This window comes from Mesorhizobium newzealandense, assembly GCF_042682145.1.
Taxonomy (GTDB): Bacteria; Pseudomonadota; Alphaproteobacteria; order Rhizobiales; family Rhizobiaceae; genus Mesorhizobium; species Mesorhizobium newzealandense.
In genome coordinates this window covers 404,417-422,982 of sequence record NZ_JBHUGZ010000030.1, presented here as the reverse complement: position 1 = coordinate 422,982, position 18,566 = coordinate 404,417, and the positions used below count along the sequence as shown (strand labels likewise).

Below are 18,566 nucleotides of genomic sequence, written 5' to 3'. Positions count from 1 at the left end.
TTGTAAAAAACGATCAAAAAAATGTCGTATTTACAAATACTTAATTGACCTTGCGTGTGACAATGAACAAATCAAGCCTGATCCACATCGACGGATCGCCGCTTGAAAGGGTGGACATCGCATATGGAACATGGTGTCAACGACATCGACGCGCTGGTCAGGGAAGAGAAACGCCTGACCGCCGTGGAAAGCCACAGCGAAGCCTGGGCGGAAGGCCTCTCCGCCGGCATAGAGCCCGAGATCATTGCCGAGGCAGCGCTCGAGACAGCGTTCGGCGAGATGTTGCGTGCCAATGGCGAGACCTCGGCCCTTGCCCTGCTCGACCGTATGCGTGAAAAGGTGATTGCTGGCGCCTTCGAACCTGAACGGCTGCGGCACTGAACCGACGTCCGGTTCTTTGACGACAGAATGCCGCTCGGGCGTCATGCCCGGAAGCAGGGAGAAACGGGCAGTGAGTTTTTCGATGTCAGGCAAGCCGCGTGGCTTGGTCCTTTGCATCTGCTTCGCCGCTTGCTGTGCCGCGATTGCCCTGGTTCTCGTCAGCAGCCCCGCCTATGCGCTCAGCGAGATCAAGCGCGAAGAGCTTCCCTCACCGGTCCAGCCGTCGACGGAGGACGACATGTCGCCGCCGGGAAGCACCGTGCCAATGCCCGATCCCGCCGGGACGCCACCTCCAACCAGCCAGCCGGCTGCCCCTAAAGAAGCCGAGCCGGACAGCCCGGCGGACGGCGGCGTGACCAAGCCGCGCGTCGATCCGGACACGCCGGTGCCCGAGGTCGTCTACGATCTCGGCAAGCTGCCCGAACCGGTGCGGCGCATGCACGCCCTGATCGTCGAAGCCTGCGAGAGCGGCGACATCGAAAGGCTGCGGCCCTTGATCGGCACGGGCGACAGCACGACGCAATTGTCGCTGACCGACATAGACGGCGACGCCATCGCCTTCCTCAAGGGGCTCTCCGGCGATCCGGAGGGCCAGGAGATCCTGGCCATCCTGGAAGAGGTGCTCAATGCCGGCTACGTCCACCTTGATGCCGGCACGCCGGAAGAGCTCTATGTGTGGCCGTACTTCTTCGCGCTGCCGTTGGACAAGCTCGATGCCAAGCAGCGGGTCGAGCTGTTCAAGATCGTCACCGCCGGCGATTTCGACGGCATGAAGCAGTTCGGCGCCTACATCTTCTACCGCGTCGGCATCACGCCGGCCGGGCAATGGACGTTCTTCGTCGCCGGCGACTGAGCCTTTACCCTCCCCTTGCAGGAGGTCGGCGCCCTAGCGGGGCAATGCCTCGGAAAACTCCACTGCCTTGCCCTGGCTCGGCGTGACGATCTCGCCTTCCCACATGACGCGGCGGCCACGGATGACGGTGCCGACCGGCCAGCCGGTCACTTGCTTGCCGTCATAAGGCGTCCAGCCGGCTTTCGAACCCGCCTGCGCGTTGGTGATGATTTCCTGCCGTTTCATGTCGACAATGGTGAAGTCGGCGTCGTAGCCGGCGGCGATGCGGCCTTTTCTCGCCATGCCGAAGATGCGCTGCGGGCCGTGACTGGACAGGTCGACGAAGCGCTGCAGCGTCAGCCGGCCGGAATTGACATGGTCGAGCATGATCGGCACCAGCGTCTGCACGCCTGTCATCCCCGAGGGCGAGGCCGGATAGGGTTTTGCCTTCTCGGCCAGTGTGTGTGGTGCGTGATCCGAACCGAGCACATCGACAATGCCTTGCGCGATGCCGTGCCAGACGCCGTCGCGATGGCTGATGTCGCGCACCGGCGGATTCATCTGGATCAGCGTGCCGAGCCGCGCATAATCGTCAGCCGACAGGGTCAGGTGATGCGGCGTCGCCTCGCAGGTCGCGACATCCTTGTGCTGTTCGAGGAACAGGATCTCCTCGGCGGTCGAGATGTGCAGCACATGGATGCGGGCGCGGACATCGCGCGCGATGCGCACCAGCCGCTCGGTACAGCGCAAGGCGGCGATCGCGTCACGCCAGACCGGGTGCGATGACGGGTCGCCCTCGATGCGTTCGCCCAGACGCTCGCGCAGCCGGAATTCGTCCTCGGAGTGAAAGGCGGCACGGCGGCGCGTATTCCGCAGGATCGAGGCGACGCCCTCGTCGTCCTCGACCAGCAGGTCGCCGGTGGACGAACCCATGAACACCTTGATCCCGGCCGCACCCGGCAGCCGCTCGAGTTCGCCGACGTCTTTCGCGTTCTCGCGGGTGCCGCCGACCCAGAAGGCGAAATCGCAATGCATGCGGCCACGGCCGCGCCGAACCTTGTCGGCAAGCGCTGCCTCGCTGGTGGTCAGCGGATTGGTGTTGGGCATCTCGAACACGGCGGTGACACCGCCCAGCACCGCCGCCCGCGAGCCGGTCTCCAGATCTTCCTTGTGCTCAAGCCCGGGCTCACGGAAATGCACCTGGCTGTCGATGACCCCCGGCAGGATGTGCAGGCCACGGCAATCGATCGTCTCGCCGGCCGACGCTTGCGAGAGATCGCCGATGGCGGCGATTCGGCCTTCCTTCACGCCGATGTCGCGAGCCCCTTCGCCGTCATGGTTGACCACTGTGCCGCCTGTCAGGATGAGGTCGTAGGTCATGGCCATGCTCTCTTGCGGGGGGAGTGCCAGCGGCTTACGTAAAGGCCGACCGTTTTGCAAGATCAGGTTGCTTTCGCCAATGCCCTTTGCCCAGCTCAAAGACCGCGCACTCATCTCCGTCTCGGGTCCCGATGCCGAGCATTTTCTGCAAAACATCCTGACCACCGATCTGGACGTGTTGCATCCCGGCCAGGCAAAGCCCGGTGCGCTGCTCTCGCCGCAAGGCAAGATCCTGTTCGATTTCCTGGTCGCGCGCGCTGGCGAGAATGCGCTCCGGCTCGAATGCCGTGCCGACATTTCGGACGATTTTGTACGCCGGCTGACGCTCTACAAGCTGCGCGCCAAGGTCGAGATTGCCAAAGCGGATCAGGCGCTTGTCACCGTCGCATGGGGAGATGAGTCAACGCCCTCACAATCTGATTCAATGGCGGCCGACACGCGCTTTCCGAACGGTGCCGTCACGCGTTCCTATGGCCAAACAGGTGAGCGGAGCGACCTTGCCGCATGGCAAGCCTTCCGCATCGCCAGCGGCATTGCCGAAAGTGGGACCGACTATGCGCTCGGCGACGCCTTTCCCCATGACGTGCTGCTGGACGAAACCGGCGGCGTCGGGTTCAAGAAGGGCTGCTATGTCGGACAAGAGGTTGTCTCGCGCATGCAGCACCGTGGCACGGCCAGGCGGCGCGTGCTGATCGTCCAGGCCGAACTTCCCCTGCCGGTCGCGGGCACGGAACTCACTGTCGATGGACGGCCGGTCGGCACGCTTGGCTCGAACGCCGGCACGAGCGGGCTCGCCATTGCCCGCATCGACAGGGTCAAGGCGGCGCTCGACGCCGGCCAGCCGATCATGGCGGGAGACGTGCCGGTTACCGTGGCCATTCCCGGCTGGGCGAAATTCAGCTTCCCGCAGGAAGCCGTCAGCGCGGAGGAGGCCTGATGGCGGCCGATCGCGTCGGTGCGCCGGCACGCGCCTGGCAGCGCATGCTATCCGGCCGCCGGCTCGACCTGCTCGACCCCTCGCCGCTGGACATCGAGATATCGGACATCGCGCATGGGCTCGCCCGCGTCGCCCGCTGGAACGGCCAGACCAGCGGCGAGCACGCCTTTTCGGTTGCCCAGCACTCGCTGCTGGTCGAGGCGCTATTCTGCGACCTGGTGCCTGAGGCTTCGGCCGATGCCCGGCTGGCAGCCCTGCTCCACGACGCCCCTGAATATGTCATCGGCGACATGATCTCGCCGTTCAAATCGGTGATGGGCGGCAGCTACAAGGACTGTGAATTGCGGCTGCAGCGCGCCATCCACCTGCGCTTCTCGCTGCCGCCGGAACCGGCTGCGGCCCAGCGCAAGGAGATCAAACGCGCCGACCAGATCGCCGCCTATTTCGAAGCAACGCTGCTTGCCGGTTTTTCGACCGCCGAGGCGACCGAATTCTTCGGCCGTCCGCGCGGCTTCAACGCCGATCGCTTCGATTTCACGCCACGCTCGGTTACCTGGGCACAGAATGCGTTCCTGAAGCGTTTCTCGGCGATCGAGAAGTCGCGGCGCCAGGTCCCGGCACAAGCGATCGGCTGAAAAACGCTAAATTAACCGGCGGCGACCACAGTAGCCCGTTCGATCACAAGCCCGCAGGCGCGCCTTATGCCCGTCGCTGATACCAAGGATGGTTCGGCCGTCCCGGAACCGGGGGCCGAAGGCATGGATCGGCCGCGCCATATAGAAGACGAGCTGCGCGAACAGAACGAACGCTTTTCAGCCGCGGTCGAGAACATGTCGCACGGTCTGTGCATGTTCGACGCCGATGAGCGCATGATCATCTGCAACGGCAACTACATCAACATCTTCTGCCTCGACGCCAGGATGATGCGGCCCGGCATCCGGTTCCTCGACATCCTGCGGCACAGCGTCGACATCGGCATCGCCTCGCAAAGCGCCGACGAACTCTACGCCATCCGCAAGCCCTATATCGATCAGGCGAAACCCTCGACCTACGAGGAGACGCTGTCGGACGGCCGCATCATCAACATCTCGCATCGCCCGCTGGCTTTGGGCGGCTGGGTCTCGATCTACGAGGACATCACCGAACAGCGGCGCGCCCAACAGGACCTCAAGGAGCAGCATCGCCGCTTCGACGCGGCACTGGCCAACATGTCGCAAGGCCTGCTGATGTACGATGCCGACGGCAGGCTGATCGTACGCAACCAGCGCATTCTGGAACTCTATGGTGTCAGCGCGGCGGACATGCCGCTTGGCATGGGCCTGCGCGAACTGCTCGAGCGGCTCGTGTACCTGGGGATCTATGCACCGATCGACATTGATAGCGAGGTCGCCAAAACGGAGGCACGCCTGCGGGCCGGCTTGACGCGGTCGACCCCCCGCCAACTCGCCGACGGACGAACACTGATGATCGCGCGCCGGCCGCTGAGCGGGGGCGGCTGGGTCGCGACGTTCGACGACGTCACCGAAAGCAGGCTGGTCGAAGAGCGCATGACCCATCTTGCGCATCACGACACGCTGACCGGACTGCCGAACCGCTCGATGTTTCGCGAACGGCTCGACCATGCGCTGGAAGACGCGACGGAGGCACCGCTGGCCATCTTTTCGCTCGATCTCGACCGCTTCAAGGCCGTCAACGACACCTGGGGGCATCCGGCCGGCGACTGGCTGTTGAAGAGCGTGGCCGAAAGGCTGCAACGTTGCGTGCGCAATGAAACAGACGTCGTCGCCCGTTTCGGTGGCGACGAATTCGTCATTATCCAGTTCCATTTCAAAGGCCTGGCCGAAGTGGAAAAGCTGGCGAAGCGCATCGTCGAGGTGATCGCAAAGCCGTTTCGCGATAAAAACCGGGAGATGCATGTCGGCATCAGCCTTGGCATCGCCGTTTTCCCCGACGACGGCAGGGATGCCGACATGCTGCTGAAAAATGCCGATACGGCGCTCTATCGGGCGAAGAGCGAAGGGCGCAACCTGTACCGCTTCTTCGAGCCCGGCATGGACGCCACGGTGCAGGCGCGCCGCGCGCTTGAGGCCGACCTCGACACAGCGCTGCCGCGCCAGGAATTCGATCTCGATTTCCAGCCCATCATGAACATAGAATCCGGCGAGATCGTCGGCGCGGAAGCCTTGATGCGCTGGCATTCGCCGACGCGTGGCACGGTGGCGCCGGACAACTTCATTGCGGTCGCCGAAGAAACCGGACTGATCGTGCCGCTTGGCGAGTGGGCGCTGAGGAAAGCCTGCGCGACGGCGGCAAGCTGGCCTCCCGGCCTGCGCATTGCGGTCAATGTCTCGGCCGTGCAGCTCAAAAGCGGCGGCTTTGCCCGCAGCGTCATCTCGGCGCTGGCCTTCTCCGGCGTGCCCGCCAGCCGGCTGGAACTGGAAATCACCGAAACCGTGCTGATGGACGAAAGCGAGACCGTGCTGAAGACGCTGCGCCAGCTGCGCGGGCTGGGCATCCGCATTGCGCTGGACGATTTCGGCACCGGCTATTCCTCGCTCGGCTACCTCAGGCGTTTTCCCGTCGACAAGATCAAGATCGACCGTTCGTTCATCCGCGACATCGACAATCGTGATACGGCGGCGATCGTTCGCACCATCATCGGGCTGGGCGCCGAACTCGGCATCACCGTCACCGCGGAGGGTGTCGAGACCGAGATGCAGCTCGACATGCTGCGTGACAACGGTTGTGTCGAGGCGCAGGGCTATCTGATCGGCGTGCCGTCAAAGGCAGCGGATATCCAGCGTCTGTTGCAATTGCGCGCGTTGCACAGCCAGGCGGGCTGAAGTCGGCCTGCCGTCAGCGCAATGTCTCGATATATTTGTCGTGAAAGCTGACATAGCCCGGTTCGACCACCTTCAGATGCCGCTCGATCAGCGCATGAAACTCCGGCAGTTGATGAAACGGCACGCCGGGATAGGCATGATGCTCGGCATGGAATGGCATGTTCCACGCCAGCTTGCGGACCAGCCAGTTGGTCAGCGTGGTCCTGGTGTTCTCCAGCATGTTGGCGACGAACGGACAGCGGCCGTGCTCGGCCAGGAGATAGAGGCGCAGAAATGGCTGCCCGAGCAAGGCCGGCACAATCCAGGCATAGAGCAGCACCGTAAGCCGGAAATAGACGGCCAGCAGAACCACCACGGCATAGAAGGCAATCATGGCGCGCGCCTCGACGCGCACCTTGTCGTGGCCCTTTGGCGGAACGTAGCTTTCCCGGCCGCGGTCCATCGCATTGCCATAGAGCGTCTTGAGATGGCCCCACCACGTCGGGATGCCGGAGACATGGACGAGGTATTGCCGCCATGTATCTGGTTTGGGGAAAGCCAGTTCCGGATCATTCTCCGGGTCCTGGGTGTACCGGTGGTGGGCGAAATGGAAGTAGCGGAACCAGTCCGCAGGCAGTGCAATCGCCAGGCTGCACACGCGCGCCACCGCATCGTTCAGCCACTGCGTTTCGAAGGCCGTGCGATGAACCGTCTCGTGCAGCAGTGTGAACAGGAAGACGATCAGGATGCCTTGCGGCAGCATCAGCAGCGGCCAGAACGGCACCTTGGCGGCGATCAGCGATCCAATGATGATGATCGCACCCCAATGGGCGGCAAGTTGGACGAGACCTGAGACGTCCGACTTGGCGGTCAGGCGATTGCGCTCTTCTTGCGTCAACGATGCAATTACGTCGCGATGGTCCACTGGCGTCATCCAGGCTGGAAAATGTCGGAAGCCTATCGTAATCAACAAAAAAGCTTTCTGAAAACGAGGAATTCTGCGATTTAGATAAGCCTAGCTTATCTATTGGAGCCGTCATGATCGCATTTCCATCCTTGCGGGGGCTTCAGGCTTTCGAGGCAGCGGCGCGCGCCGGCAGCATCGCTGCCGCCGCCGAAGAGCTTTCCATCTCGGCTGCGGCGGTCAGCCAGCTGATCCGGACCATCGAGGACCAGATGGGACGCAAGCTGTTCCATCGGGTCAACCGCCGCGTCGTGCTGACCGAGGCCGGTGTGGAGATGCTGCCCCGGCTGACCATGGCCTTCCAGGAGATCGGCAGCGTGTCGCGTGAGCTTGCCGGCGACGCGTTCCGCCCCCGGCTGGTGGTGTCGGTGCCGCCATCCATGGCGATGGGCTGGCTTTCCCAACGCCTGGCTGGCTTTGTTGCAAGCCACGGTGCGGTTGATATATCGCTCCGAGGTGACGACGATCCGGTGCCGTTCGACCGCGAGTTGATCGATATCAGGCTGTCCTACGGCCCTCACTATCGCGATCACCCCACGGAAGACCTCGTCAGGGACGCCGTCTATCCCGTCTGCGCGCCGGGGTTTGCCGATGCGATAAAGCCCGAAGGCCTCGCCGGCCTGCCGCTGATACATACGGACTGGGGCCCAACGGGTGCCTCCTTTCCGTCCTGGCGCAACTGGTTCGAGGCAGCGGGCATCGAGCTCGGCCGCGCAGTCCAGCGCGGCCTGTCGGCGAACTCGTCGCGGGCCGCGCTCGATCTTGCCATTTCCGGTCTTGGCGTGGCGCTGGCGCAAGGGATCTATTGCGCCGAGGCGCTGGAAGACGGCCGGCTTGTCAGGCCCCTTGCCCAGGCGCTGCAGCTGCGCCAGCCCTATTGCCTGACAATCCCGGAGCGCAGCGCACGACGCGATGTGGTGGCGGCGTTTCGCCAGTGGCTGATCGAGGAATGCGTGCGTGCGGTCAAATCGCCGGTGCTGGTCGAGAGCCGTGACGGCCAGTGATGGCCGCTCAGAGGTGCCCGCTCAATGCCCCGACCATGTCCTTGCTCGTCGCCACGGGAACGATCTCGAACTCCACCAGATCGGCCCATTCGATGACCCAGCGCTGCAGCAGCGTGACGTCATCGGCCTCCACCAGCAGGAAACAGCGGCTCATATCCGCCGCGATCCAGCTGTGGTGCACGAGAAGCTCCTCCGGCTTCAGGCGACCACGGTCGCGGAAGCGGCGATAGATCTCCTTGCGATCGCAGCCGGTAAAATCCTCGATGACGATGAACAGCATCTTTTTCCCCCGGTGATTACCGCCCCGGCCGGTCCAGCCGCTCCAGGAACCACTGCGTCAACCGCACCCAGACCTCGTCCTTTTCGCCGGAATCCTCCCAGCCATGGTCGAGGTTCGGATTGTCGTTGACCTCGATGACGAAGACGCCGTCCTTGGTTTCCTTGAGGTCGACGCCATAGAGCCCATCGCCGATGCAGCGCGCCGCCTTCACCGCCGTCTCGACGACATGCGCCGGCGTTTCCTTCAGCGTGAAGGTCTTGATGCCGCCCTGGTCGGGCTTGCCGTTGGCCTTGTGGTTGACGATCTGCCAGTGCTTCTTAGCCATCAGATAGTGGACGGCAAACAGTGGCTGGCCGCCGAGCACGCCGACGCGCCAGTCATATTCGGTGGGAATGAATTTCTGCGCGATCAGAAGGTCGGAATCCTCCAGCCATTCCGTGGCAAGCGTCTTCAACTCCTCGAAGTCAGCGCATTTCTTGACACCGCGCGAGAACGACGAATCGGGGATCTTCAGCACCAGCGGAAAGCCGAGTGTCTGCGCCGCCAGTTCGAGGTCCGAGGTGCCGGCGATCATCACCGTCGGCGGCACCGGCACCTTGTTGTAGGCCATCAGCTCGTTGAGATAGACCTTGTTGGTGCAGCGGATCATCGACAGCGGATCGTCGATCACCGGCATGCCTTCCTGCTGGGCGCGGCGGGCGAACCGGTAGGTGTGGTTGGAGATCGACGTGGTCTCGCGGATGAACAGCGCGTCGTAGTTGGCGAGCTTGGCGAGATCCCGCTTGGTGATAGGCTCGATTTCGACGCCCATCTTTTCGGCGATCTTGGCCCAGTAGCGCAGCGACGATATCTCCGACGGCGGCAATTCCTCATGCGGATCGACCAGCGTGGCGAAGGTATAGCGCGCCGGCGTGCGGCCCTTGGTGTCGCGCCACTCACGGTTGGTGTAGGTCTCCAGGCACTGGATGAAGCTTTTTTCCTCGTCCTCGGTCATCCGCGCCAGCGGATGGAAGCCGATCTTGCGGATCGAGGCCCATTCGGCGCTGTCCTTGATGTGAACCTCCAGCGCCGGCGCCCGAAACCAGTCGAACAACAGCTTGGCAAAACGGTCCCAGATTTTCGATGGGCCGATGCCGAAGAAGATACAGACCTTGGTTGGAAAGGCGCCGCCGAGATCCTTGCGGCATTTGTTGAGCGCCAGCTCCAGTTCCGGCAATGCGTGCTCGTAGAGCTTGCGTTCCGACAGGTCGATCATAGTCTCGACGGTCGGGATCACCTTGTGGCCGCGCGAGCCCGCCAGCAGCGAGGCATAGTAGCCGCGGCTCTGGTAGGCGTAGTTGTTCGACAGGTTGATGACCTTCGGCTGCTGGCCGCGAAACAGCGACGGATGCGCAAGATAGTCACGGTTGGTGATGATCTTGTGCGGTGTCGCCACCTGGTCGAGATCGCTCTGCCGGCCGGTAAGGATGACCCAGGTCATTGTCTGTCGCGCTTTCCCAGAGTGATGGCGGCGCGCAGTCCGTCGCGGCCGAACTGCGCCATGTTCATGAAGATGCCGTAAGGCACGGGAATATTGGCGGCATCAAGGATGGTCTCCTGCCTTTCGTCCTCGACCCAGGGGTCGTGGATCAGGATGTGGTCGCCGTCATCACCGATGGCCAGCACCCAGTGTGGCACCTTCTTGCCGAACATAAGGAAACCGCTGATCAGCACCAGCACCAGTTTTCCCTCCGCGATCGCGGTGCGAATGTCGTCAATGGTGAATGGACGGTAATTCACCGGGATGCCGTAAAGTTCCGCGCGGCGGCGAAAGTCGACCTGGGCCAGTTCCATCACCCGGCGCTTGTCCTCGCTGCGCACCGACTGCAGGAACAGCGCGCCGTAGAAGGAAACATAGATCTCCGCCGTAAGCCCGCTTTCGTACCCCGAGACCGCGAGGCCGAACGGCTCGCAACCACCGGGTCCCGACATCATGAAGACGGTCGTCGCCTCGCGCCACAGCCGGATTTCCATGACCGGATCCGGCACGAAGCCGCGATCGAAATTGGCCATGGCCATCATCAGGCAGCATGGACCGCAGGTGAATTCGCAGGTCTGCTGGTAGAACGGCACCTTGGTGGCGATGGGAATGTCGCCGCGCAAGGTCTTTTCATAGCGAAGCGCCGCCTCACCATCCTCATAGTAGCCGGGCTCGCGGCCGATCTTGCGATAGCCGGCGTGCTCGTAGATGTGGATGGCTCTGCTGTTGTCCTCGCGCACCTCGAGACGCAGCATCATGCGGCCATGCTCGAAGGCCGTATCCTCAGCGGATTCGAGCAGCACGCGGCCAACACCCAGCCCACCGAAGAACGGACCAGTGGCGATCGAGTAGAGACGCGCCACGCCGCTGCCCTTGCGAAACAGCACGATCGCATAGCCGGCCACGCGGCCATCGATTTCGGCGACCAGCGTCTCGGCGGTCTCGCGCTCGATGAACAGGCGGAAGGAGCGACGGGAAATGCGGTCGCTTTGGAAAACAGCTTTCTCGATGGCGGCGAGATCATCGACGTCAGACGCGCGGGCCGTGCGGATCTCGGCAGGCATGCGGCTTGAGAAAACCCCGATTGGTGGTGGGAAACGCCTAGGCGAAAACGTTCAGGACACCAGCCGAAATACTGATGGCCATAAAGCGCTATCGCACCTCGATTAGGGCCGAATTGTGACAGATTCGGCAGCAGTTCGGCGATGCAAAAACGCTCTGAACAGGATCACTGTTATAGACTGGCGTTGCCATCAAAAGCGCGCCTTTCAACTGGCCAGGCCGGCCAGAAGCTGGCCATAGGCGCTTTTTGCCACGACGGCCAATTGCTCGCGCGGCAGCGAGCCGACAACGGCGCAACCATAGCCCTTGTCCAGCCAGTAGACGGCCTGGGGACCGTCTTGCGCCGATGCATAGGTTCCCTTGGCATTCTGCGCCGATTCCGCCGTGACGAAGAGGGATATGCGCTCGCCCTTGTCGTCCTCGTAGAGCAGCATCGCGGCCTTGCTGTCGCCGGCCGGCAGCAGCCGGCCGCCGATCAGTTGGAAACCGTTCGCAGTCAGGTCCGGCGCAACCAGCTTCAGCCCCACCCGGTTGGACAGCCAGGTCTGCAGATGATCCTTGTCGCTGGCCGGCACTTCGACCGCATGCCGCTTTTCGGCAGCGAAGACGACATGGGCCGCGATTGCCTGTTCGGCCAGTCGATCTTCCGCCGGATCCTCCTGCCCGATGCCGTCGATGCCGGCAAAGTAACCACCAAGCCCGCCGGCGACCACAAGCACGGCCGCCGCGGCGGCAAGCCACCAGCGCGAGCGTGACGCCGCAGCCTTGATCGGCGTCTCGCCGAGCACGATCTTGCGCAACCGCACTGGGACGGCTTCGTCGAGCACGCCGGCGAAGGCGGCCTGCAATGCCACCCGGTCCGCGGTGAAGCGGGCGCTCCTGGCTTTCATCTCGGGATTGGCGTCGAGCCAGGCGTCGTAAGCAGCGCGCTCGTCGCCGGGCAGCTCGCCATCGAGCGCCATGTGGATGTCACGTTCGGAAAAATCGCGGCGGATCATTTCTCGACGATCCTTATCGCGCGGCGGCGCGCCGTGTCGTCCAGCAGCCCGCGCAATTCCTCACGCCCGCGCGCAATGCGCGACATCAGCGTGCCTGCGGGGACGCCCAGAATGTTGGCGGCTTCGGCATAGGAAAACCCCTCGATGGCGACCATGACCAGAGCCGCGCGACGGTCGGGGCTGATCGCCTGCAATGCGTCGATGATCTCGCGCGAAGCGATGCTCTCCATCTGCTCGGCCGGCTGGGCCACCGCCTCGCCCGCTTCCAGAGGCAGCATCGCCGCCTCGCCGCGACGGTTCACCTTGCGCATCTGGTCGATGAACAAATGATGCATGATCGTAAACAGCCACCTCCGGGGGCTTTCTCCTGTCTGCCAGTTGTCGAGCCGAACAAGCGCCCGCTCGAGGCAATCCTGAACGAGATCGTCGGCAGCATCACGGTCGCGCAAAAGCGAGCGTGCGTAGCGGCGCAGTCGCGGTATTTCGCCAAGGATTGCTGCCTTCTTTTCGTCCATAACCGCTGGTTCTGAGGTCGCCCTTGTTGATCCCGATTGAACGCGCCTTCTCGGCGCGGCGCAAGCGGCCAGCGCGAAGCGGTCCGCCGCCCCGGTCACCCAAGCAATGAGATAACGACGCGCGCGGCCGTTTTATTCCCGGCTAATTTGAACTCCTGTCGTCACTGCTCGCCGACCGATACTTTCTCCCTTGCCGCGCGCGTCAGGAGACGCTGGTAGAACAAGCCGATGCCGATCAGCACAGCACCGAGGCCGATGAAGGACAACGCCCGCAGCACACCTTCCAACTCCGACATGTCGAAGATGAAGACTTTTAGTACGGCGATCGCGATCAGCGCGGCGGAGGCAATGCGTAGCACCTGCGATTTCAGCCAGACGCCGGCGGTGAGCAGCGCCACGCCGATGACCAGCCAGAGCGCCGAATAGGTGTAGGTTTCCAGCTGGCCGAGACCGCTCCACAGGCCGATGAACTCGCCCTTGAACAGCCGCCTCACCGACAGCGTGGCATAGGCGAAGGCAAGCACAGCCGCCACGAGCGCCAGCATCTGCGCATACCATTTCGGCCGCTTGTCCCTGGCATAGAGCGCCAGCCCCCCGGCGGCGACCGCCGGCAGGAGATAGGCGAGGAACAGCAGGTTGAACACCGGGATCTGACCAGTCGATTCGTCGGTGAACAGCGGATTCAGCACCACGAAATGCCGGACAACGATGAGGGCGACCGAAGCCACACCGGCGGCCATCGAACCATAGCGCAGCACCGAGCTTGGCGAGCGCATGTCGATGGCGACCAGGATGGCGCCGGCGCCGATGGCGATCAGCGTGTAGATCGCCTGCTCGGCGAGCGTCATCGCACCTGTGTCGATGACGCCGCCATGCATGGCATGGCGCACCAGCATGGCGAGCGTGAGCAGCGCAAACAATGCCGCCGCCGCTTCCATGGCGAGGCGCGGCCGGCCGTTGGTGGTGCGGGCGAACTGCCAGGCGGCGAAACCGAAGGCCAGCGCCGGCACGCCATAGCCCGGCAGCAGCCAGTTGAACACCGGCGTCGTCGACAGGAACTCAGCACCGACGATGGTCGGGTCGAAAGCGACGCGGCCGAGCACGGCGATCACCGCGCCAACCGAAATCCAGCCGAGCACCGGATAGGAGCGCCAGCGCGTCGCCAGCGCCGGCACGATGGCCGCCGCACCGAGCAGGATGGTGGTCCAGCCGGAATCGAAAGCCATATGCAGCATCAGGAGGCCGGCGATGGCCGCACCGCCCAGGGCAAATGACACCGCCACGCCGCCCTTGAGCAGCGGTTCCTCGCTGCGTGCGATCCACTCGCCGCCGGCAGCGAAAACCACAACCAGCAGTGCCGCGACGGCGGCGTAGACAAGGTCGCGGTCGAGATTGCCGAAGGTGAACCAGAGTGCCAGCATGATGACCAGCGGCACGATGACGCCCCACGCCGCCCATGAGGCGGCGCGGATCTGTGTCGCGGCGGCGAACCCGCGGGCGGCCCAGAAGCCGGCGCCTGTGAAGACCAGGCCAAGCGCGATGCCGATGCGCAATGTCAACGCGTTGGACGTGGCCACAGGCAGGCCATCGACGCCCAAGGCGCCGCCCGAAAAGTCGGAGGCGATCGAGGTCGGCGGGATGATGCCGAGATAGATCATGACCGGCACCAGTCCTGCGGCATAGAGGAGCGGCAACGCCAACGGGCGATAGAGCGCGACCGCCACCATTGCGGCGATCAGCACGGCGCCCGGCAAGGCATCGCCGGCGGCGGCGAAGACCGGGTCGACCGAAAGGCCCAGCGCCGAGAATGCGACGAACAGGCCAGGCACGATGGACGGCCAGTCGAAAGCCCTGGCTGGTCCGGTTTCGGCGTCACGGCGAGCCAGCCAGACAAACGCAAGCACGGCCAGCGTGACGGCGTCAATGAACAGGATGGTGGAGAGGTTCGCACCCGGCGCATCGGTCATGTAGAGGATGGTCCAGACACCGGTGCCAAAAAAGGCCGCCGCCATCAGCAATTTCCAGTCGCGCATGCGGGCGATGACGGCGGTGGCCGCAAGCACGATGGCGAGGTAGCCGAACAGCGCCCAGGGATTGGGCGCCTGCGAGGCAACCAGCATTGGCGTCACCATGGCGCCGATGAGGCCGATGCCGGCCAGCGCCTGGCCATGGACCAGGGCGGCTGCGATCGTCGCCACGCCGATGGCGCCGAGCAGCGTGAAGGCGAGCGCCGGGCCGATGAAGCCGTAAATGCCATGCGCGGCATAGACGGTGCCGAACAGGATGAAGGCACCGGCCGCTGTCAGGATCGCCGGAATATAGGCGCCGGCGACACCTTGCACTGGCACCTTGAAGCCGGTGCGGCGGATGAACTCGCCGCCGGCAACCAGCACCAGGCCGAGAACCGCGGCCATGGTCAGCCGCACGCCGGGGCCGAAAATGCCGGCCTCGATGGTGTAGCGGATCAGGAACAGGCCGCCTAGCGCCAGCGCGATGCCGCCGACCCAGACCGCCCAGCGGGTGCCAAGTGCCGTTTCGACATCGGACTGGCGGGCGGCTTTCGCCGCTGCGGCCGGCTCGGCGGGTTCTGCTGCCGCCGGCCCCGCCTCACTTGGCGCCCATGGTCCGGACACGGCCTCGCCGGTTGGGGCTTCTGCCTCAGTCACCGGTGCCTGCGCGGCGACCGGCTCGCCCACCGCCGGCAAGACGATATCGGCCGCTGCAGCAACGGCTGGAGCCACATCGGTGGGCGGCGCGCTGTCGGTTGCTGCCTGTTCGGACGGTTTGGCCGCAGGCGGCACGGCGCCCGAAAGGACAAGGCTGCGCAGCGCGCCGAGCTCGCGCTCGACAAGCCCTATGCGGCTCTGCTGGCGTGAAATGATGACGAACAAGGCGATGATGGCGACAAGGCCGATCAGGCTTTCAAACATGGCGGTTCCCCCAAACCAGGCCAGTTTTCACTGACGTTCAGTCTCACTGACATTCAAATGCGGCGGCCAAACGGCCACAAAACTCAACGCGCCGCCAGATTGGCGGCCGGAAAGATCGAGCATGTTTCGGTGCCGAAAGCCAGCAGCTTGCCGCCTGCATCCTTCAGCGTCGCTTCCGACACCGCCAGCGTGCGACCCTTGTGGACGACCTTGCCTTCGCAGACCACCTCACCGGTCTTCGGCGTGATGGGCCGGGTCAAATTCACCTTGAACTCCGCAGTCGTATAGGCCTCACCCTTTTCGAGCAGCGTCTGCACGGCGCAGCCCAGTGCGGAATCGAGCAGCGTCGCCGCCCAGCCGCCATGCACGCTGCCCAGCGGGTTGAGGTGGCGTTCGTTGGGCACGCCACGGAATACCGCACGACCTTCCGACACTTCGGTCAAAGCGAAATTCAGCTGGAAGGAGATCGGCGGCGCTGGATACTTGCCGTCGATGATGCGCTGCAGCAGGCCCAGGCCGGTGTATTTCAGGATGTCGGCATGTGGAATGGTGCCGAGGCCGAGCGGCGAGACCCGCCCCGGATAAAGTTCGACCTCGCTCATGCCGCGGTCTCTCCCGCTGTGGCCTTGCCGCGCGCGTGGTGTTTGCGCAGCGCGGCAAGAAAACCGGTGCGGGCGTCTGGCGGCTCGATGCCGCGCGGCTCATAGACGTGGCGGGTGAAGAAGAAGCCGGTCAGCCGGAAGGCGTCGTCAACCGCCGCCGGATCCGCGCGCAGGCCGGAGCCGCGCTGCAGGAAGGCAGGCAAGGCCAGCATCTTGTCGCGCCATGGCGCGCCTGCTTCGCGCGATACCGCACGTCCCGATTTTGGCGAAACATAGGCTAGGTCCTGCCGCGTGCCGGTTGCGGCGCATTGGCTGAGATCGAGGCCAAAGCCGAGTTCGTCCAGCACCAGAAGCTCAAAGCGCGCCACCAGTTCGCCGGCGGCGTCGGCATCGTCGAGATGGACGATCATCACGGCAAGCGTTTCGTAGAGACCTTCATGGGCGTCACGCTCGGGCAACAGTCGCAGATGCGCGGCCATGGTCTGCAGCCCATAGACGGCCACCGCGCTGTCCATCAGCCGGGCGGCGTTCATCTCGATCGCCTCGGCCTGGAAGGTGCCGAGATGCTCGTCGAGCCGCGCCCGCCACAACAGGTCGACGCGATTGCCGGGTTGCAGGACGGGCTGCTGCTTGCGCGAACGGCCGCCACGCACGAGGCCGAGATGACGGCCATGCGCCCGTGTCATCACCTCGAGAATGGCGCTGGTTTCGCCATGCTTGCGGGTGCCGAGAATGATTCCCTCGTCGCGCCATTCCATTTCCGGAGCTTTTCACCGGTTGGGTGGCGAAATCAAGGTATGGGTTTTGGCACCTGACAGACCGGCAGCGGGACAGTGCATAAAAAAACCGCCCGCAGCAGCTGCGGGCGGCCTGGTAAGGTCAGTCGATCCGTTAGAACGAGCGCTGGAAGCGGAGAATGCCGCCGACGCTGCTCTTCTTGTTGGCCTTGGTCCAGTTGTTGAAGTCGGCGTCGCCGAACTTTCCAGCATTGAGGTAATCGACTTCAGCCGTGACCGTAAGGCCGGGCACAACGGTATAGGCAACGTTCGCGGCGATACCGAGGTTCTTCCAGTCGTCATAAGAGACCTGGGCGTTGAATGAGGTCTTGGCGTTGAACTTGTAGGTGCCGCCGCCCCAGACTGCCCAGTTGCCGCCCCACTGCTTGTAGAAGCCGCGACCGCTGGCATCGATGGCGTTGCCGGCATTGTCGTTGAGGTTGTCGTCCGTGCCGTAGCCGCCCATGATGAACAACGTCAGTTCCTTGCTGACATTGACGTCCAAACGGACCTTCCCGGCTACTTCCTCGTAATTGCTGTCATAGGCGACGACGCCGGTGACCGCACCCCAGTCGCCCTTGTACTTCAAGCCGCCGACGACATGCGGAACATAGCTGTCGATGGTGCCGACCTTGCCGGCGCCTTCTTCGAGAGAGACCATCCCCGTGAAGCCATTGCCTGCGTCGAAGTAGTACTGAACGACGTTGCTCTCCTGCCCGCCATACGGAACCAGCGTATCCTGGATGACGTTGCCGGCATAGCCGATGAACGTATCGAAAGCCGTATCGTCCTTGCCGACGCGCAGGCCGCCGAGCTGAATCCAGGCGAAACGCAGCGAGAGAGACTTGTTACGGCCTTGCCAGTCGTCTGCATTGGAGGCGGCTTGATTAAGATAGTCGCCGCTGCTGTTGCCGTAGTTGAAGCGAGTCTCGGTGTAGGTCTTCAAGGTACCGAGCTCGGTCTCCTGACCGGTCCAGGTCTTCAGCGTGAAGCGGGTGTTCTTGTAGTAGGCCGAGTGCGTGTCGCCGGCGCTCTGGTGGTCAGGGACATGGTTGACACCATCGAGCGAGCCGGCATCGCCGACTCCGATGTCATAACGGACATAGCCGCCGATGCGCAGGCAGGTCTCGGTGCCCGGGATGTAGAAGTAGCCGGCGCCGTAGACGTCGCAGATCTTGACGTATTCGGCCGGTTCCGGTTCGGCGACGACGACAGCGTCAGCCGCGCGCGCGCCGCTGACCGCGATCAGGGCCGCGGCTGAGCCGAGAAGAAGGCTCTTGATGTTCATTTTCTGACCTCTCCAGTCATAGTTTTAAATGGCTTCGGATTTGTGGCTGGCGGCAATGTTTTCCCGCCTCACCCCCACAACGAAAAAGGCCAGCACCGCTCGCCCTTTTCAGCGGCGAACATACCCATCGATCTTCTGCCTTCAATGACGACTCCAGAAATAAATCCGATTCCAAGAACAGATTAATGCTGTGTTGCACAAATAACACTTACCACGATCGCAATTGGCACAATTTGAACAACGTCATATATTCAATATATATCCAGATAGTTTCAC

Annotated in this window: 17 protein-coding genes; 6 read left to right on the top strand and 11 right to left on the bottom strand. The window is 63.5% G+C overall.

Going from position 1 to position 18,566, the window contains the following annotated elements; genetic code table 11:
* Positions 1-123 precede the first annotated feature (123 nt).
* Entirely contained in the window at positions 124-381 is a 258-nt protein-coding gene (locus tag ACFSOZ_RS36055) for a hypothetical protein (protein WP_008874920.1), read from the top strand.
* A 70-nt stretch (positions 382-451) separates the two neighbouring features.
* Positions 452-1,234: a hypothetical protein gene (locus ACFSOZ_RS36050; protein WP_379106177.1), complete on the top strand. Its 783-nt coding sequence runs from the start codon at positions 452-454 to the stop codon at positions 1,232-1,234.
* A gap of 33 nt (positions 1,235-1,267) precedes the next feature.
* On the opposite strand, the gene ACFSOZ_RS36045 is transcribed toward ACFSOZ_RS36050, so the two are convergent.
* Entirely contained in the window at positions 1,268-2,599 is a 1,332-nt protein-coding gene (locus ACFSOZ_RS36045; RefSeq protein ID WP_379106174.1) for a dihydroorotase, read from the bottom strand.
* Positions 2,600-2,672: 73 nt separating this feature from the next.
* On the opposite strand from ACFSOZ_RS36045, the gene ygfZ reads away from it, so the two are divergent.
* From ygfZ to ACFSOZ_RS36030, 3 genes are all read left to right on the top strand, one after another.
* Positions 2,673-3,530 (top strand): CAF17-like 4Fe-4S cluster assembly/insertion protein YgfZ, encoded by an 858-nt coding sequence (ygfZ, locus tag ACFSOZ_RS36040; protein ID WP_379106172.1) that lies wholly within the window; start codon positions 2,673-2,675, stop codon positions 3,528-3,530.
* Positions 3,530-4,165: an HD domain-containing protein gene (locus ACFSOZ_RS36035; RefSeq protein WP_379106170.1), complete on the top strand. Its 636-nt coding sequence runs from the start codon at positions 3,530-3,532 to the stop codon at positions 4,163-4,165. Before ygfZ ends, ACFSOZ_RS36035 begins: the two co-directional genes overlap by 1 nt.
* Before the next feature lie 66 nt (positions 4,166-4,231).
* Entirely contained in the window at positions 4,232-6,373 is a 2,142-nt protein-coding gene (locus ACFSOZ_RS36030) for a putative bifunctional diguanylate cyclase/phosphodiesterase (protein ID WP_379106168.1), read from the top strand.
* A gap of 13 nt (positions 6,374-6,386) precedes the next feature.
* Here the strand turns inward: ACFSOZ_RS36030 and ACFSOZ_RS36025 are convergent, their stop codons facing one another.
* Positions 6,387-7,277 (bottom strand): fatty acid desaturase family protein, encoded by an 891-nt coding sequence (locus ACFSOZ_RS36025; protein WP_379106167.1) that lies wholly within the window; start codon positions 7,275-7,277, stop codon positions 6,387-6,389.
* A 113-nt stretch (positions 7,278-7,390) separates the two neighbouring features.
* On the opposite strand from ACFSOZ_RS36025, the gene ACFSOZ_RS36020 reads away from it, so the two are divergent.
* On the top strand, positions 7,391-8,320 hold the full coding sequence (locus ACFSOZ_RS36020) for a LysR substrate-binding domain-containing protein (RefSeq protein WP_379106165.1): 930 nt from the start codon (positions 7,391-7,393) through the stop codon (positions 8,318-8,320).
* A gap of 7 nt (positions 8,321-8,327) precedes the next feature.
* Here the strand turns inward: ACFSOZ_RS36020 and ACFSOZ_RS36015 are convergent, their stop codons facing one another.
* The 9 genes from ACFSOZ_RS36015 to ACFSOZ_RS35975 all read right to left on the bottom strand — a co-directional run bounded on the left by ACFSOZ_RS36015 (position 8,328) and on the right by ACFSOZ_RS35975 (position 18,290).
* Positions 8,328-8,600, bottom strand: a complete 273-nt coding sequence (locus tag ACFSOZ_RS36015) for a DUF3303 domain-containing protein (protein ID WP_379106163.1) — start codon at positions 8,598-8,600, stop codon at positions 8,328-8,330.
* Between the two features lie 16 nt (positions 8,601-8,616).
* The gene (locus ACFSOZ_RS36010; protein ID WP_379106161.1) at positions 8,617-10,080 is read right to left on the bottom strand and encodes a RimK family protein; all 1,464 of its coding nucleotides are present in this window, start codon (positions 10,078-10,080) and stop codon (positions 8,617-8,619) included.
* On the bottom strand, positions 10,077-11,183 hold the full coding sequence (locus tag ACFSOZ_RS36005) for a peptidase C39 family protein (RefSeq protein WP_379106159.1): 1,107 nt from the start codon (positions 11,181-11,183) through the stop codon (positions 10,077-10,079). Before ACFSOZ_RS36005 ends, ACFSOZ_RS36010 begins: the two co-directional genes overlap by 4 nt.
* Before the next feature lie 204 nt (positions 11,184-11,387).
* Positions 11,388-12,179: an anti-sigma factor family protein gene (locus ACFSOZ_RS36000; RefSeq protein ID WP_379106157.1), complete on the bottom strand. Its 792-nt coding sequence runs from the start codon at positions 12,177-12,179 to the stop codon at positions 11,388-11,390.
* On the bottom strand, positions 12,176-12,694 hold the full coding sequence (locus tag ACFSOZ_RS35995; RefSeq protein WP_023812879.1) for an RNA polymerase sigma factor: 519 nt from the start codon (positions 12,692-12,694) through the stop codon (positions 12,176-12,178). Before ACFSOZ_RS35995 ends, ACFSOZ_RS36000 begins: the two co-directional genes overlap by 4 nt.
* Positions 12,695-12,855: 161 nt before the next feature.
* On the bottom strand, positions 12,856-15,624 hold the full coding sequence (locus ACFSOZ_RS35990; RefSeq protein WP_379106154.1) for a DUF2339 domain-containing protein: 2,769 nt from the start codon (positions 15,622-15,624) through the stop codon (positions 12,856-12,858).
* Between the two features lie 83 nt (positions 15,625-15,707).
* A complete protein-coding gene (locus ACFSOZ_RS35985; protein WP_379106152.1) occupies positions 15,708-16,226 on the bottom strand; it encodes a PaaI family thioesterase in 519 nt (172 codons plus the stop codon).
* A complete protein-coding gene (recO, locus tag ACFSOZ_RS35980) occupies positions 16,223-16,984 on the bottom strand; it encodes a DNA repair protein RecO (protein WP_379106149.1) in 762 nt (253 codons plus the stop codon). Before recO ends, ACFSOZ_RS35985 begins: the two co-directional genes overlap by 4 nt.
* Before the next feature lie 133 nt (positions 16,985-17,117).
* Positions 17,118-18,290: a porin gene (locus ACFSOZ_RS35975; protein WP_379106146.1), complete on the bottom strand. Its 1,173-nt coding sequence runs from the start codon at positions 18,288-18,290 to the stop codon at positions 17,118-17,120.
* Positions 18,291-18,566: the final 276 nt, after the last annotated feature.

Bases quoted from the DNA above. Each gene is read 5' to 3' on its own strand.
- ACFSOZ_RS35995 (WP_023812879.1), bottom strand. From the start codon at position 12,694: ATGGACGAAAAGAAGGCAGCAATCCTTGGCGAAATACCGCGACTGCGC.
- ACFSOZ_RS36020 (WP_379106165.1), top strand. From the start codon at position 7,391: ATGATCGCATTTCCATCCTTGCGGGGGCTTCAGGCTTTCGAGGCAGCG.
- ACFSOZ_RS36010 (WP_379106161.1), bottom strand. From the start codon at position 10,080: ATGACCTGGGTCATCCTTACCGGCCGGCAGAGCGATCTCGACCAGGTG.
- ACFSOZ_RS35975 (WP_379106146.1), bottom strand. From the start codon at position 18,290: ATGAACATCAAGAGCCTTCTTCTCGGCTCAGCCGCGGCCCTGATCGCG.
- ygfZ (WP_379106172.1), top strand. From the start codon at position 2,673: ATGCCCTTTGCCCAGCTCAAAGACCGCGCACTCATCTCCGTCTCGGGT.
- ACFSOZ_RS36045 (WP_379106174.1), bottom strand. From the start codon at position 2,599: ATGGCCATGACCTACGACCTCATCCTGACAGGCGGCACAGTGGTCAAC.
- recO (WP_379106149.1), bottom strand. From the start codon at position 16,984: ATGGAATGGCGCGACGAGGGAATCATTCTCGGCACCCGCAAGCATGGC.
- ACFSOZ_RS36030 (WP_379106168.1), top strand. From the start codon at position 4,232: ATGCCCGTCGCTGATACCAAGGATGGTTCGGCCGTCCCGGAACCGGGG.
- ACFSOZ_RS36055 (WP_008874920.1), top strand. From the start codon at position 124: ATGGAACATGGTGTCAACGACATCGACGCGCTGGTCAGGGAAGAGAAA.
- ACFSOZ_RS36005 (WP_379106159.1), bottom strand. From the start codon at position 11,183: ATGCCTGCCGAGATCCGCACGGCCCGCGCGTCTGACGTCGATGATCTC.
- ACFSOZ_RS35985 (WP_379106152.1), bottom strand. From the start codon at position 16,226: ATGAGCGAGGTCGAACTTTATCCGGGGCGGGTCTCGCCGCTCGGCCTC.
- ACFSOZ_RS36035 (WP_379106170.1), top strand. From the start codon at position 3,530: ATGGCGGCCGATCGCGTCGGTGCGCCGGCACGCGCCTGGCAGCGCATG.
- ACFSOZ_RS36000 (WP_379106157.1), bottom strand. From the start codon at position 12,179: ATGATCCGCCGCGATTTTTCCGAACGTGACATCCACATGGCGCTCGAT.
- ACFSOZ_RS35990 (WP_379106154.1), bottom strand. From the start codon at position 15,624: ATGTTTGAAAGCCTGATCGGCCTTGTCGCCATCATCGCCTTGTTCGTC.
- ACFSOZ_RS36015 (WP_379106163.1), bottom strand. From the start codon at position 8,600: ATGCTGTTCATCGTCATCGAGGATTTTACCGGCTGCGATCGCAAGGAG.